The organism is Micromonospora sp. Utrum1 (assembly GCF_057197805.1).
This window is the reverse complement of record NZ_CM170071.1, coordinates 2,997,539-3,012,007: the sequence shown is the minus strand read 5'-3', so window position 1 is coordinate 3,012,007 and position 14,469 is coordinate 2,997,539. Positions and strand designations below refer to the sequence as shown.

The following is a 14,469-nucleotide window of genomic DNA, read 5'->3' as shown; positions in this document are numbered from 1 at the left end:
CCGGACAACTGCGGACCTGGGACACGTCCGTCCCGCAAGCCACGACTTCTCGCGATGCCCTGCGCAGTCACCCGACCGCGAACCATGATGCCGGTGTCGACCCCGCCTCGCGTCGGTGAGCCGACGTCCGTGCACGCCTGCAGCCGATGTGCCAGCCGCGACTGCGCCGTCGCCTCAACGCCGTCCGCAAAGGGAGGGTCCTGATGCGACTCAGGATCCGTTCGTCACGAGTCCATGCCCCTGAGGGAAGCTGACAGGCCGGACATCGGAGAACAGACGGCGATTCCTGCCGCGAGCTTCATGGCGTTTCAGCGCGACGACCCGTTCCCGCATCAATCGGAAGAGGTTGTTGTATGTACGCACGAAAGCGGCGCTACCTCCTTCCCGCGCTGGTGCTGACGCTCATCCTGCCGGCCCTGTCCACAGAGGCCACCGGGGCGAGTACGGTCGCGCCGCCCCCCGGATCGTGCGTGAATCCGTCGACCGGTCGGAAGGCGGACGCGGTCGGCACAAAGTTCATGGTGGCGGCCGCCAACCCGCTCGCCGCCGAGGCGGGCTGCAAGATCCTGGCCCAAGGTGGCAGGGCCGCGGACGCGGCGGTAGCCGTTCAGGCGGTGCTCGCTGTCGTGGAGCCACACGCCTCCGGGCTGGCCGGCGGCACACTGATCAGCTACTGGGATTCCGACAAGAACAAGGTCCGGTTCTTCGACGGCTTGTCCAGCGCCCCGAAGAATGCGACGGAGAATGTCAGGACGCCCACCGAGCAGGAGCGCAAGGCACTCGGTATCGACCGCTTCCCCAATGCGGCCGGTGCAAGCGGACGGTCGTTCGGTGTTCCGGGCACGCTGCGGGTGCTCGCGACGGTGCACGGCGAGTACGGCGCCCTTTCGTGGGATCAACTCTTCGACGACGCCATCCGGCTGGCCGCAAACGGTTTCCCCATGTCCGCCAGCCTGCATGGCGGTTTCAAGCAGCGCTTCAACGGCCGGAAGCGCTGCAACTACCCCGACCTGCGCCCCCGCTACTGCAACGGCGACGAACCGAAGCCGGAGGGAACGACGCTGTACAACCCCGAACTCGCGGACGTGCTACGGGAGGTGCGGGACGGAGGTGCGGACGCCTTTTACGACCCGAAGGGCAAGATTGCGCCGGCAATCGCGCAACATGCGGCCAAGGGCCCTATCAAGCTGAAAGGGAACACCGCCGGTCCGGTGGTCATCCCCAGTCTCATGACGGGCCAGGACTTCGCCGACTACGAACCGGTGGAGCGCCCCGAGGTGTGCCGAAAGGCGTTCGACGTGTCGGTGTGCACCTCGGCGCCGCCGGCGTTCGGCGGAGTGGCCACCCTGCAGATGCTCGGCCTGCTCGAACGCGGCCAGGTCCGCCGGACCAAGCCCGGCTCGGCGGACCGCATCCACCTCTCGATCGAGGCCAGCCGCCTGGCGAACTTCGACCGCCGCGCGTACGTGGGCGACCCGGACTTCCAAGCCGTGCCCGTTGCCGGGCTGCTCGACGCCAAGTATCTCGACAGTCGCTTCGCCCTCTACTCCCCGGACAAGGCGATCCACCCGGTCGAACCGGGCAACCCCCCGGGGGTGCTGCCACCCGGACCGTCCGTCAGCGATCAGCCCGCGACGACGGACGTCGGTGATCCGACGAGCAACGCGAGCATCGTCGACGCCGCCGGTGACGCAGTGTCCATGACCACCACCAACAACACCCACTTCGGGTCACACCTGGAGGCACGGGGGATGATGCTCAACAACGCGTTGAACAACTTCACGGACACGGAGTCCGTCTCACCCGGCAAGCCGGTGAACGTCCAGGAACCGAAGAAGCGACCCACTGCCTCGCAGGCACCGACGATCGTGCTCGACCGCGAGGGGAAGAAGCTGCGGCTCGTGATCGGCGCTGCCGGCGGCTCGCACATTCCCGACTACGTCACACAGGCGCTGGTAGGGGTGATCGTCGACGGCATGAGCCCGGCGCAGGCGCTCGACCAGGGCCACTACAGCGGTCAGGACATCACGCGCAAGTGCCAGGGGGAGCGGGACGCGCCCTCCGAGCTCGAATCGGGCAGGCGGATCGCGGTGAATCTGGCCGACCTCCTGACGCGCGAGCATCCCTGCCCCAGGGTCATGCCACTCGACAGTGGCCTCACCGCGATCGAGGTTCGCGGGAACGAACTTCTGGGCGCGGCGGACCAGCGCAGGGATGGCTCCGCGGCCGGGCGTTAGGGCCGTCGTCCGCGGGGAAGGGAGCACCTGATGCATGCATTCGTCGTCCGCGTCATGCTCGTCACCGCGCTGGTCGTAGACCCGGCCGGCGGGTGGGCGCAGGGCGTTGACCTCGCTCGCGAGCGACTGTCACCGCAATCTGCGGCGACCACCGTGCAATGGGCGGCGGGCACACCCCGCCAGGTCAGCATCCTGGGTTCCGGTGACATTCTCGTGCACCCGCCGACGTGGCGGCAGGCGCGGGCCGACGCCGAGGCGGCCGGCAGCGCCGGGTACGAGTTCGACCCGATTTTCGCCTCGATCCGCCCCGACGTCGAGTCGGCAGACCTGGCCATCTGTCACATGGAGGCCCCTCTGGGGCCCGGCGAACCCAGGGACTTCCCACGCTTCAAGGCCCCCACCGATCTGGCCGCCGCGGTCAGGACCGCCGGCTACGACGCCTGCTCCACCGCCAGCAACCACTCGCTGGATCAGGGCGAGCAAGGCGTGTACAACAACCTCGACGCCCTCGACGCGGCGGGTCTGCGCCACACCGGCACTTTCCGCAGTGCCGCCGAGCAGGCCACCCCGACGATCTACGAGGTCAACGGCGTCAAGATCGGTCACCTCTCCTGGGCGATGCACTTCAACGGCCTGAAACCGCCGGCCGGCAAGGCCTGGCTGGCCAACCGCGTCGACGTCGCCGCGATCCGCACCGCCGCGGCCGCTACCCGCAAGGCCGGCGCACAGATCATCGTGCTCTCCGTCCACTGGGGCACCGAGATGAGTAACGCCCCCGACGGCCAGCAACTGTCCCTGGCCCGACAGCTCATCACCGACCCGGACATCGACCTGATCATCGGTCACCATGCCCACGTCGTGCAGCCCTTCGAACGGGTCGGCGAGGAGTGGATCGCGTACGGCGTCGGAAACACCCTCGCCCGCCACGATTTTCCCAGGGACGCCAACCGGGAGGGGGTCCTGGCCGAGTTCACGTTCACCGAGCAGCCCAACCGGCGGTGGGTGGTTACCAACGCCGTGGCCATCCCCATCTGGCTCTCCCTCGAACCGGCAATCCGGGTCGTGGACCTCGCCCGGACCCTCCACCACCTGCCCGCCGGCGACCGACGCCGCGCCCGCTACACCGCGGCCCAGGATCGAATCGCCGGCCATCTCGACAGCCGCGGCGCGATCGCCGCCGGGCTTCACGTGCAGCGTTGACATGGTGTCTGCCAAGCCGGGAACACGATTCATCTCCGCCGGGTGAGGTTCGTTCACCCGGCCCCGTCCGACCATCGGGTCCTACCGCTCGGTGCCGTCGGCAGGTCCGGGCCCGGCGGAAGCTCGGCCTCGCCTCGGGTTCATCCCGGCCGGGTGAAGCCTCCTCACCCTGCCGCGTTCGACGATCGGGATGGACCACGCACCTTCGGTGTCGCCGCAACTTCGATGTCGAGAGCGAAGGGTTGCCATGAAGAGAAAGAGCCGAGGCGGACAGCCCACGCCTGACCGGAGTCGCAACAAGTCGCGATTTCGCGGACGGGCGCGGGTGGCGTCCGTACCCTCCGACCCGCCGCAGGAGCAGGTGGTTCCCTGGCGGCGACGCGCGCTTGACCAGCAGCTACCGGCCGCCGGATTTCCCGCAGGCTCCGGCAAGCCGTCGCTGGTGTATCTCTGGACGGTCATGTGCCTGGCGGCGGCCATCGTGCTCGGATTCGCCGTGAACAGTCAACGGGGCGTCCCCCCGGCCGTGGTCAATTCGCAGCGGGACAACGTGTCGAAGGTCGCTTCCAGCATGCGACTGACCATCAACCACTACGTGGAGGACCTCGATCAGCGGATCTCGACGCGGTCCCCCGCGACGCCCGACGCCGATTTCCTCAAGCAGGTCGTGGGAAACGGGACGGAGTGGAACGGGGCCGCGATCGTGGAGACGGCCACTCGCCGCCCGTTGGTGACCGCCGGCACCGGCGTGCCCGTGGAGCTGCTGCCACCGACGCTGCCGGTCAAGGACACCATTCCGCTCACCACCCCCAACGGGCCGGCGCTGGTCCGAAGCATCGCGCTGGACGGCTCGCGAACCCTGCTGGCGACGCAACCGCTCGACATCGACGAACTCCGGCTCAACCCGAACGCCCGACAGGGCATCTTCCTGATCACACCGGATGGTAAAAGCACCCTGATGCAGGGCATCAGCGCCGTACCCGACGTCCACCTACCGGTGCTCTTCCGGGGGCTGGCGCAGTCCCAGTCCGCCGAGGGTCACCCGATCAGGGTGACCGAATGGGTGAACAAACAACTGGTCGTCTCCTCGGCTCCGGTGGGGGACACCGGGGCAACGGTCGCCACCCTCATCGTCGCCGACGAGCAGGGCGGCACCTCCACCATTCGCGGCTTCCTGCTCGGCCTGACCCTGCTGGCGCTGGCGGTGCCGAGTTTCCTGCTGATGCGGCTGGCGCTGGTCAGCCCCGTGCGGTCGCTGCTGAAGCGCGCCAAGGCCAACGCGTGTGGCGAGGTCCCCACCAAGCGGGACCCGCTGCGCGTGGCGGAGGCCCACCGCATCGCCCGGGCGCTGGCCCTGACGTCCGCCGACCCCTCGTCTGCCACCACCCGCCGCAAACGGTGGCGGTGGCGGTGGCGCCCCACCGTCAACCAGGGCTTGGCGTTGGCCACCGTCATCGCTCTGCTCTGGCCGGCAGCGGCCGCGGCGTACACACTCGGCGCACCTGAACCGCCGATCCCCAACCAGCTCGTCCGGGACGAGGAGAGCAGGGCCGAGGCGGCGAGCAACGTCATGGGCAAGGCGCTGAACAACGGCCTGCAGACGGTGGCCCGGATCTCCCAGGCGGCTGAGGCAGCGCCGGACGCGGCCCACGTGGCCCCGCTCCTGAAGCAGGAGATGGACGACAATCACCGGTTCCGCAGCCTCTACCTGATGGATCCGAGCGGATCGGTGGTCGGGTCCGAGGGACGTGAGCCGCTCCGGAAGCAGCCCTTGCGCGGTGAAACCGGCATCGACCTGGACGACGAAACCGGGCGGGTGCCGCTGGTGTACGCCTTTCGGGTCGCCCCCGACGGGGTGGCGACCGTCGGTGAGTTCGACATCGACTACCTGCTGGAGATGCTGCGCGCGGTGGACGGGCAGGTCCGGGTCGTCGACGAGGATCTGCGGACGGTCTTCGACTCCAACGGCTTCCGCGCCTTCCAGCAGTTGGAGGGCACCGCGCGTGTTGCCGCCGCCGAGGCGCTGAAGGGCGGCACGGTGGGAATGGCCAAGGCACCCGACGGAGCGCCGGCTCTGATCGCCGCCGCCGGCCTGAACAAGCCCAACTCGGTTGCTCCGCTGAAGTGGTCGCTGGTGGTGGAGCAGGACCTGGCCGGACTGCGGCTGCCGCAGAGCGACGGGCGACGATGGACTCTGCTCGTGGCCGGCGCCACGGCAGGCGTCGTCCTGCTCACCCAGGTGTGGCAGTACTTCGTCTTCGCGCGGCCACTGCGTCGGCTTGCCACCGAGGCCGACCGCATCAGCGACGGAATGGTGGAGGAGCCGATCTCGCCACAACGGCACGACGACATCGGGGCGCTGGCGATGTGTCTGGAGGTCTGCCGTCAGGTCCGGCACACCGGGTCCAGCCGGCTGGGCGGTGCGAGCCGGCTGCGCGGAACGGACGAGGACCGCACCGTCGTACTCCCCAAGGTTCCGCCCCAAGCCGAAGCCGATCGGTCCACGCTCTGGTACGGCGAGCAAGCCGAGGCCCGCCCCGAGGATCGAGACGAAAGGAGCTGACGTGGCATACCTCTACGTCGTTTTCGTCCTCTGCTGTGGGGCGCTGTTCGTCGCCGGGGTCGTCGAGCAGCGCAACCACTATCGCAACCTGAACCAGATTCCGGACCGCGTGCTGGTCAACGGTATTCGGGGCAAGAGTTCGATCACCCGGCTCTGCGCCGGCGCGTTGCGCGGCGGTGACCGCGTGGTGGTGGCGAAGACCACCGGCACGGCGGCCCGCTTCATCTTCCCGGACGCCAGCGAAGAGCCGGTGCACCGCAAGTTCGGCATCGCCAATGTGGTCGAGCAGATCGGCATCGTGCGTCGAGCCGCCGTGTACCACCCGGACGCTCTGGTCATGGAGTGCATGGCCGTGATGCCGGCGCTGCAGGAGGTCAACCAGAGCAAGCTGATCCGGTCCAACATCGGGGTGCTGTGCAACGTGCGCGAGGACCATCTGATGGAGATGGGGCCAACGCTGGACGATGTCGCCCGCTCCCTGAGCCGATCCATGCCGGTCGGCGGGGTCTGCGTCACCGCTGAGCGAGAACGCCTTGCCATTCTGCAGGAAGAAGCCGACCGGCGCGACTGCCGCCTCATCGCGGTTGACCCTGACTCGGTGAGCGACCACGAGATGAATGGATTCGGCTGGATCACCTTCAAGGAGAACGTCGCCATCGCGCTGGCCGTGGCCGGCGAGCTGGGTATCGACAGGCAGAGCGCGCTCAAGGGCATGTGGGAGGCGCCGCCCGACCCGGGCGTGCTCTCCGTGGCGCGGGTGATGCACGGCGACAAGCGGTTCCGGTTCGCGAACATCTTCGCCGCCAACGACCCCGAGTCCACCTTCATGAACATCCAGCAACTCGAGGACCAGCAACTCATCACCCGTCCGCTGACCATGGTGATCAACTGCCGGCCGGACCGGATCGAACGCAACGGCCAGATGGGCGAGTTGAGCGGCCGGGTGCGACCGGAGACCATCATCCTGATCGGAGAGGTGACCAAGAGCGCCCGTACGGCCGTGCCGGCGGAGCTTCAGGACCGGATCGTCGACCTCGGTGGCAAGCCCGACCCGGGCAGCCTGCTCGAGGGCGTGACGGCAGCAACCCCGAACGACTCCTCCATCGTCGCCGTCGGGAACATCCACGGGCAGGGTGAGGTGCTGGTCCATCAGCTGGCGGAACTGCCCGGCTGGACCTGCGAGGACGGCTCACCGACCGCCTCCACGACGGTCCGCAAGCCGATCGAAGAAGGGATTCAGCGATGACCTTCGGCGGAGAACTGAGCGCCCAGATGGCCACCGCGAGCCTCGGCATCGGCCTGGTGTTCGCGCTGTTGTGCTACCTGACCACCAACCTCTCGCCCGGCGGAATGATCACCCCGGGCTGGATCGCGTTGACCCTCATCGAGGACCAGCTGCAGGCGGTGATCGTGGTGGCGGTGACCATCGTCACCTACCTCATCGCCCGGCTGATGCACCGAGTGATCATCCTCTACGGGAAGCGGTTGTTCGCGGCGATCGTACTGGTCAGTGTCATTCTCCAGTTGACCATGTTCGTCATCGTCCAGCGTGACCTCCCGCTCCTGTTCGCCCACCAGACGCTGGGCTTCGTCATCCCGGGGCTCATCGCGTACCAGCTCGTGCGTCAGCCGCCCAGGGCCACGATCCTGGCGACCGTCGTCGTGACTGCAATCACGTTCGGCATCGCCTACAGCGGAGTTGTCGCCGGATTCGTGCCGGTGACCTGACCTGCCCTCGGACGCAGCCCCGAAAGGAGAAGCAGGAATGAGCTTCCGCACGCATCTCCGCAGGCCCGCTTTGCTGAGCATCGCCGGGCTCGTCCTGCTGATCGCCGTAAGTACCCTCACCTACGTCGTGGCGCGACCGTCGCCCGGCGACGAACCCGAGCTGACCCTGGGCGCGGCGAAGGCCGACGGTCAGGCGCGGGGCGCGTCGGGCTTCACCTACCAGCGGTCGAGCGAACCGGACCGTACGGAGATCATCGACTCCTCCGGGGAGCCGGTGGCGATCATGACCGATGGTGCACGGACCGCGCACATCCACGGCCCGTCCCGGACTTTCGAGGAGCCGCGCTTCACGGATGCGAAGATCGAGACCGACATGTGGGTTCGGCTCGCCCCCCAGGCGTGGCATGCCGGCGCCGAGCAGGAGCAATGGTTCATCGACTGGTTCGCGGCGGCCCGCAAGGATCGCTCACCGGACGTGTTGGCGATCGCCTTCGAATACGTCGACGGGGCGCCGGTGAAGAAGGACAACCAGGGACAGCAGTATTCCGGTGACGCCTCGTTCGGGCCGCCGGACCCCGCGGACCCCGACGGTCGCCAGGAGCGCTCCGACTTCTACGACTACCTGGGTCAGGCGTGGTCGTTCATCGACGGCAAGAGCGCGATGCCCGAGCCGCAGCGCCAGCTGGCGCTGGACTGCTCCGGCTTCCTGCGGATGGTCTACGGTCACCGGCTCGGATATCCGCTGCTCGGTACGAACAACCCGGGCCCCGGTCTTCCGCGCCGAGCGTACGCGATGGCCGAGGTGGGCCCAGGGGTCCAGCTGATGCCCAACTCCGGCCAGCGGGCCCGAGGAATCGATCGGCTGCTTCCCGGTGATCTGGTGTTCTTCAACGCCCAGCCGGTACCGACCGGCCAGATCGACCACTCGGGCATCTATCTCGGCATCGACGACGGCGGGCACCACCGGTTCATCTCCAGCCGGTCCCAGACCGACGGTCCCACCATGGGTGACCTCTCCGGTGCACCACTCCTGGACGGTGTCGGCTACTGGCCGGACAGGTGGCGCACCGCCCGCCGGATCTGATCCGCGCGGAAAGTCACCGAAAACACGTGGGCCAGTCCCCACCGGGCCTCCCAGGGGCCCGGTGGGTCGACGGTCCCGACGTCAGAGACGGACACCGAGCAGGGCGTCCACCGTGGCGGCGAAGAGCGCCGGGGCCTCCGGGTCGTCGGGGGTGCCGGCCAGGGTCCGGTCGGCCCAGTCGTCGGCGAGAGCCAGCGCGCCCGGGGTGTCCAGGTCGTCGGCGAGTCGGGCGCGTACCCCGGCCAGGAACGCCTCCCCGGACGGGCCGGCGGGGGCCGCGGCGGCCCGGCGCCAACGGGCCAGCCGCTCCTGCGCGGCACCGAGCAGCTCGTCGGTCCACGAGCGGTCGCTGCGGTAGTGCCCGCTGAGCAGGGCCAGCCGGACCGCCATCGGGTCGACGTGGTCGGCCCGCAGCCGGGAGACGAAGACCAGGTTGCCCCGGGACTTCGACATCTTCTCGCCGTCCAGGCCGATCATGCCGGCGTGCACGTAGTGGTCGGCGAACGGGGCCTGGCCGGTCAGCCGCTCGGCGTGCGCCGCCGAGCACTCGTGGTGCGGGAAGATCAGGTCGTTGCCGCCACCCTGGACGGCGATCCGGTCACCGAGCAGGTTCAGCGCGATGACCGCGCACTCGATGTGCCAGCCGGGGCGGCCGGCGCCCAGCTCGCCACCCGGCCAGGACGGCTCGCCCTCGCGGGCGCCGCGCCACAGCAGCGGATCGAGCGCGTCCCGCTTGCCGGCCCGGTCCGGGTCACCGCCGCGCTCCGGGAAGATCTCCAGCATCTGCTCGCGGGACAGGTTGGACTCGTAGCCGAACTCCGGGGCGGCGGCCACGTCGAAGTAGACGTCTCCGGTGCCGTCGTCGAGGCGGTAGGCGGCGCCGTCCTTGAGCAGCACCTGCACCTTGTCGGCGATGTCCGGGATCGACTCGACCGCCCCGACGTAGTGCGCCGGCGGGATGATCCGCAGCGCCTCCATGTCCTCACGGAACAGGGCGGTCTCCCGCATGGCCAGGACCTTCCAGTCCTCGCCGTCGCGCTCGGCCCGCTCCAGCAGCGGGTCGTCGATGTCGGTGACGTTCTGCACGTACCGCACGGTCAGGCCGGCGTCCCGCCACATCCGCTGCACCAGGTCAAAGGTGATCATGGTGGCGGCGTGGCCGAGGTGGGTGGCGTCGTACGGGGTGATGCCGCAGACGTACATGGTGGCCGCGCCGTCGGGCTGACTGGGGTGGAGACCTTGCCGCGCCGAGTCGTACAACCTCAGAGGCGTGCCCTTGCCCGGCAGCCGTGGCACCTCGTGTCCCGCCCAAGACTCCATGACCGCAAGCCTAACGAGCCGTCAGGGGCTCGGGTGGCACGCCTCGGGTGATCAACGCGACAGCGGCTCACATCGGCGGCCACGGCATGGCCGGCCACTCCTCCGGCGGCAGCGGGAACCGCCCGGTCTCCCGCAACCGGTCCACCCGGCCCGCCAACTCGGCGACCTCGCGGATGGTGAGGTGTTCGGCCAACTCGTCACCGAGCCCGCCGGTGAGCTGGCCGGCCAGCCCGTCGAGCATCTCCACCGCGTCCGGCGGGAGCTGCCGGCCGGCCCAGCCCCAGAGCACGGTGCGCAGCTTCTCCTCGACATGGAAGCAGACCCCGTGGTCCACCCCGTAGATCCGGTCGTCCGGGCCGACGAGCACGTGACCGCCCTTGCGGTCGGCGTTGTTGATCACCGAGTCGAGGACCGCCAGCCGGGCCAGCCGCGGATCGTCGGCGTGCGCCAGCGCGTACGCCGCCCCGTCGTCGTCGCGGGCCGCGGCGACCGGGAACCAGCGCGGCGGCACCGTCTCGGCCGGCACGAAGCCGACCAGCGGCTCGGCGTCCTCCGGCTCGTCGATCCAGAGCTGGCAGGAGCCGGGACCGAACGGCCCGTCGCGCAGCACGGTCGGCGGCACCAGGTCCCAGCCGGTGGCCTGCGAGACCAGGTAGGCCGAGACCTCTCGGCCCGCGAGCGTCCCGTCCGGGAAGTCCCACAGCGGGCGCTCGCCACGGACCGGCTTGTAGACGCAGTGTGCGCTCACCCCGTCGAGGGTGATGATGCCGCGCAGGGTGGCGTTGGAGGCGTCGACCAGCCGCCCCTCCAGGGTGAGCTCACCGTCGCTGAGCAGTCGCAACGAGGCGGCGGCGTCCTGTCGGGGCTGAAGTTCGGACGAGGTCACCGGTGATAACCGTTGTGCCGGGGACAGAGGTGACCGGCCGGGTCGAGCGGCTGGCCGCAGAGCGGGCACGGCGGACGGCCCGCGTTGACCACTCGGCGGGCCCGCTCGATGAACGCGCGGGTCGCCTCGGGGGTCAACCGGACCCGGAGCCGGTCGAGGTCGTCGTCCGGCTCGTCCGGGTCCTCGTCGGTGTCGTCGTCCGCGTCGCCCAGCTCGACCTCGACCTCCGTCTCACCGGCGGCGATCGCCTCGATCACCACGGTGGCGGTGTCCACGTCGAAGGCCAGGCCCAGGGTGCCGACCCGGAACTCCTCGTCGACCGGGGTGTCGAGCGGGTCGTTGTCGCCCGCCACCGGGGCCGCCGCCTCCGGAAGCTCGACGCCGAACCGGCGCTGCGCCTCGGAGAGCAGCTCTTCCAGCTTCTCGGCGAGCAGGGACACCTGGACCTTCTCCAGCGCGACGCTGACCAGCCGGCCTCCGCCGCGCGCCTGGAGAAAGAACGTGCGCTCCCCCGGCGGGCCGACGGTTCCGGCGACGAACCGCTCCGGCGGCTCGAAGGCGTGCACCTGGTGGGTCATACCCACGACCCTATCCGGCGCGCGGAACCGTCGCGCAGCGCACCGACGCCGAATCCGCCCAGGGCGAAACGCCAGGGACCACCGCCGACGTTCCCGGGCGTGGCGCAGCCGCTCACCGCGCCGCCCCCGCGCCGCCACCCACCGCCGCGTCAGACTCCGTCGCCCTGGTCGCCCGCCGGCGCCGCTTGCGCGGCGGCGGGACCAGCCCGGCCAGGTCGCCGCCGGTGTCGTTGAGCCGGACCAGGAAGGGCCGCAGCGGCGTGTAGCGGATCGCGGTCACCGACGCCGGGTCGGCCACGATCCGCTGGAACAGATCCAGGTGTACGCCGAGCGCGTCGGCCACGATCGCCTTGATCACGTCGCCGTGGCTGCACGCCAACCAGACCGCCTCGGGCCCGTGCTCGGCGCTGATCCGGGTGTCCCAGGCGCGCACCGCGGCGACCGCCCGCGCCGACATCGCCGCCATCGACTCCCCCTCGGGAAAGACGGCGGCGCTCGGATGCTGCTGCACCACCGGCCACAGCGGCTCCTTCGCCAGCTTCTTGAGCGGCTGCCCCTCCCAGGCGCCGTAGCCGCACTCGATCAGCCCCTCCTCGACGGCCGGCTCGGCGCCGGGCAGGGCCAGCTCCAGCGTCTGCCGGCAACGGATCAGCGGGCTGGTCACCACCGCCGCGAGGGGCAGCCCCTTGAGCCGCTCGCCGACCGCCGCGGCCTGGGCGCGCCCGGTCTCGTCCAGCTCGACCGGTTGCCGGCCGGCCAGGCCACCGTCGGCGTTCGCGGTGGTCCGGCCGTGTCGCAGAAGCAGAAGGGTCGCCACGCAGACCACCCTAGGCGCTGCGACCCCCTTGATCGACTCTCGCCACGGGATGTGGCGGTATCAGCGACGGCCCCCCGACAGCGCCAGCTACCCGATCTGGCCGTGTGCGGCCCGGACCGGCGGCGAGCGTTCGAACTTGGCGCCGCCTGCGCCGGGGCGCCGAGCAGGCCGCGCCGAGCAGGGCGGCGAACAGGACTGCGTGGAGCAGGGGCAGGCCGGAGTCGGCGACGAAAGGGCGGGGCCAGGGAGGCGGGGCGGAGCCGGGCGGGCAGGCGGAGCCGGGCGGCGAATCGGGCGGCCCCGAGCGGCCGTGGGCCCACCGGCTCGAGCGCGGCGGCGAATCGGGCGGTGCCGAGCGGCCGTGGGCCCGCCGCACGGGACGTGACGGCGGACACATCGCTGCCCGGAACACCGGACCGAGTCGGGCCGTTGTGCAGAGCGTCGGTGTGTCCAGTGTCCCCGGGCCTCACCTAAATTGCCTTCGCGGAATACCGTCCGGCTGGAGCCGCGTCGTGCCACTCGCCGAGAGGCGACCTGCACACCGACACCTACAGCGCCGCCCGTCCCCCTCCCGGGACCGGGCGGCGCTGTTGTCTCCGCAGCGCGTGCCCGCATCTCGGTGCGCCGGTGCGCCGGGCGGACAGGACGTGACGGCGGACACGTCGCCGGGCGGAACACCGGACCGGGTCGCGTCGTTGTGCAGAGCGTCGGTGTGTCCAGTGTCCCCGGGCCTCACCTAAATTGCCTTCGCGGAATACCGTCCGGCTGGAGCCGCGTCGTGCCACTCGCCGAGAGGCGACCTGCACACCGACACCTACAGCGCCGCCCGTCCCCCTCCCGGGACCGGGCGGCGCTGTTGTCTCCGCAGGGCGTGCCCGCCATCCCAGGACGGCGGCTGCCGCTGACCGTGGGGTTCGGCCCTGCCGCCGTGCCGCCGCTCGGGGATATCAAGTTCCGATCGGCCCAGCACGGGAGGCAGGTTGCTCAGCTGCCCTCCACGCAACGCCGGAGGTCCCGAAGTGTTGCCTCCGTGGCAGCAGAGCAAAGGGGTGTTCCACCCACGGTGTCGGTCTGGGCGGGCTGTCCGGTTCGGGGGGTGGCGGGCGGCACTCTGGCGGCGGAATGACGGGCGGGCGGGGGTCGTTGTATCCGGGTGAACGGCCGAGGAAGACGCCCCGCCCGGCGGGGTGACCGGCCCCCCGGGGCTGCCCGCCGAGGTGGGTGCGCTGAGCCCGGAATGATGGTGGGCCGCCGGTGGTTGTACATGGTCCCGGCGCGACGAAGAGGCCTCCGGCCCCGCGCGCTGATGATCCCCCAGGACTTTCGCACGACCCCCCTCAAAGACTTTGTTGAGCGCCTGACGTGGTGCTTGCGCACGCCACCCCAGCCGACCCCCGTCGGCGTGTGTGCGCCAACCCCCGAGGAGCTACCTGTCATGAACACGATGCTGCGTAAGAGCGTGCTCGGTATTGCTGGTCTGGCTTTCACCGGTGGTGTCTTCGCCGGTCCGATCGCCGCCCACGCCGAGCCGGTGCACAGCACCAAGCCGGCCGCGGTGGCGGTGCAGGGTGACAAGCTGATCCCGCATGGTGTGCAGGGCGCCCAGTCGAAGATCGCTCTGAACGATGAGCAGACGGCCAACGCGAAGGCGATCATCGCCGCGACGAAGAAGGCCGGTCTGCCGGAGCGGGCCGCGGTCATCTCGATCGCGACCAGCCTGCAGGAGTCGAAGCTGGAGAACCTGGGCCACCTCGGCGACAAGAATGACCATGACTCGCTGGGCCTGTTCCAGCAGCGCCCGTCCAGCGGTTGGGGTACGCCGGAGCAGATCACCGACCCCGAGTACTCGACGCTTGCCTTCCTGAAGGGTCTGAAGCAGGTCGACGGCTGGCAGGACATGCCGCTGACCGAGGCCGCCCAGACCGTGCAGGTCTCGGCCTACCCCGACGCCTACGCCCAGTGGGAGCGGCAGGCCGCCGACATCGTCGCCCACAACTGGAACAGCTGACCTAAGCAAACGAACGCTGGCCGGCACCCCGTACACGGGGGTGCCGGC

11 protein-coding genes are annotated in these 14,469 nt (G+C 70.1%); 7 read left to right on the top strand and 4 right to left on the bottom strand.

Going from position 1 to position 14,469, the window contains the following annotated elements; all coding sequences use genetic code 11:
* The first annotated feature begins 353 nt into the window (after nt 1–353).
* The 6 genes from AC0OLQ_RS14290 to AC0OLQ_RS14265 all read left to right on the top strand — a co-directional run bounded on the left by AC0OLQ_RS14290 (nt 354) and on the right by AC0OLQ_RS14265 (nt 8,812).
* Entirely contained in the window at nt 354–2,237 is a 1,884-nt protein-coding gene (locus AC0OLQ_RS14290; RefSeq protein WP_484531704.1) for a gamma-glutamyltransferase family protein, read from the top strand.
* Between the two features lie 54 nt (nt 2,238–2,291).
* A complete protein-coding gene (locus AC0OLQ_RS14285) occupies nt 2,292–3,437 on the top strand; it encodes a CapA family protein (RefSeq protein WP_484531703.1) in 1,146 nt (381 codons plus the stop codon).
* Nucleotides 3,438–3,762: 325 nt separating this feature from the next.
* Nucleotides 3,763–6,000: a HAMP domain-containing protein gene (locus tag AC0OLQ_RS14280; protein WP_484531702.1), complete on the top strand. Its 2,238-nt coding sequence runs from the start codon at nt 3,763–3,765 to the stop codon at nt 5,998–6,000.
* Nucleotide 6,001: 1 nt separating this feature from the next.
* Entirely contained in the window at nt 6,002–7,246 is a 1,245-nt protein-coding gene (gene pgsB / locus AC0OLQ_RS14275; RefSeq protein WP_484531701.1) for a poly-gamma-glutamate synthase PgsB, read from the top strand.
* Nucleotides 7,243–7,728 carry a poly-gamma-glutamate biosynthesis protein PgsC/CapC gene (locus AC0OLQ_RS14270; RefSeq protein WP_357336642.1) on the top strand — a complete coding sequence of 162 codons (486 nt, stop codon included), beginning with the start codon at nt 7,243–7,245 and terminating at the stop codon, nt 7,726–7,728. Before pgsB ends, AC0OLQ_RS14270 begins: the two co-directional genes overlap by 4 nt.
* A gap of 37 nt (nt 7,729–7,765) precedes the next feature.
* Nucleotides 7,766–8,812, top strand: a complete 1,047-nt coding sequence (locus AC0OLQ_RS14265; RefSeq protein WP_484531700.1) for a C40 family peptidase — start codon at nt 7,766–7,768, stop codon at nt 8,810–8,812.
* An 81-nt stretch (nt 8,813–8,893) separates the two neighbouring features.
* Here the strand turns inward: AC0OLQ_RS14265 and mshC are convergent, their stop codons facing one another.
* From mshC to AC0OLQ_RS14245, 4 genes are all read right to left on the bottom strand, one after another.
* On the bottom strand, nt 8,894–10,132 hold the full coding sequence (mshC, locus tag AC0OLQ_RS14260) for a cysteine--1-D-myo-inosityl 2-amino-2-deoxy-alpha-D-glucopyranoside ligase (RefSeq protein ID WP_484531699.1): 1,239 nt from the start codon (nt 10,130–10,132) through the stop codon (nt 8,894–8,896).
* A 67-nt stretch (nt 10,133–10,199) separates the two neighbouring features.
* The gene (locus tag AC0OLQ_RS14255) at nt 10,200–11,018 is read right to left on the bottom strand and encodes an SCO1664 family protein (protein ID WP_484531698.1); all 819 of its coding nucleotides are present in this window, start codon (nt 11,016–11,018) and stop codon (nt 10,200–10,202) included.
* Entirely contained in the window at nt 11,015–11,596 is a 582-nt protein-coding gene (locus tag AC0OLQ_RS14250; RefSeq protein WP_357336631.1) for a DUF3090 domain-containing protein, read from the bottom strand. Before AC0OLQ_RS14250 ends, AC0OLQ_RS14255 begins: the two co-directional genes overlap by 4 nt.
* A gap of 112 nt (nt 11,597–11,708) precedes the next feature.
* Nucleotides 11,709–12,422, bottom strand: a complete 714-nt coding sequence (locus AC0OLQ_RS14245) for a histidine phosphatase family protein (protein ID WP_357336629.1) — start codon at nt 12,420–12,422, stop codon at nt 11,709–11,711.
* 1,426 nt (nt 12,423–13,848) lie between these two features.
* Here AC0OLQ_RS14245 and AC0OLQ_RS14240 point away from each other — a divergent pair.
* Nucleotides 13,849–14,421: a hypothetical protein gene (locus AC0OLQ_RS14240; protein ID WP_484531697.1), complete on the top strand. Its 573-nt coding sequence runs from the start codon at nt 13,849–13,851 to the stop codon at nt 14,419–14,421.
* Nucleotides 14,422–14,469: the final 48 nt, after the last annotated feature.

Bases quoted from the DNA above. Each gene is read 5' to 3' on its own strand.
- AC0OLQ_RS14240 (WP_484531697.1), top strand. From the start codon at position 13,849: ATGAACACGATGCTGCGTAAGAGCGTGCTCGGTATTGCTGGTCTGGCT.
- AC0OLQ_RS14290 (WP_484531704.1), top strand. From the start codon at position 354: ATGTACGCACGAAAGCGGCGCTACCTCCTTCCCGCGCTGGTGCTGACG.
- AC0OLQ_RS14250 (WP_357336631.1), bottom strand. From the start codon at position 11,596: ATGACCCACCAGGTGCACGCCTTCGAGCCGCCGGAGCGGTTCGTCGCC.
- AC0OLQ_RS14270 (WP_357336642.1), top strand. From the start codon at position 7,243: ATGACCTTCGGCGGAGAACTGAGCGCCCAGATGGCCACCGCGAGCCTC.
- mshC (WP_484531699.1), bottom strand. From the start codon at position 10,132: ATGGAGTCTTGGGCGGGACACGAGGTGCCACGGCTGCCGGGCAAGGGC.
- AC0OLQ_RS14265 (WP_484531700.1), top strand. From the start codon at position 7,766: ATGAGCTTCCGCACGCATCTCCGCAGGCCCGCTTTGCTGAGCATCGCC.
- AC0OLQ_RS14285 (WP_484531703.1), top strand. From the start codon at position 2,292: ATGCTCGTCACCGCGCTGGTCGTAGACCCGGCCGGCGGGTGGGCGCAG.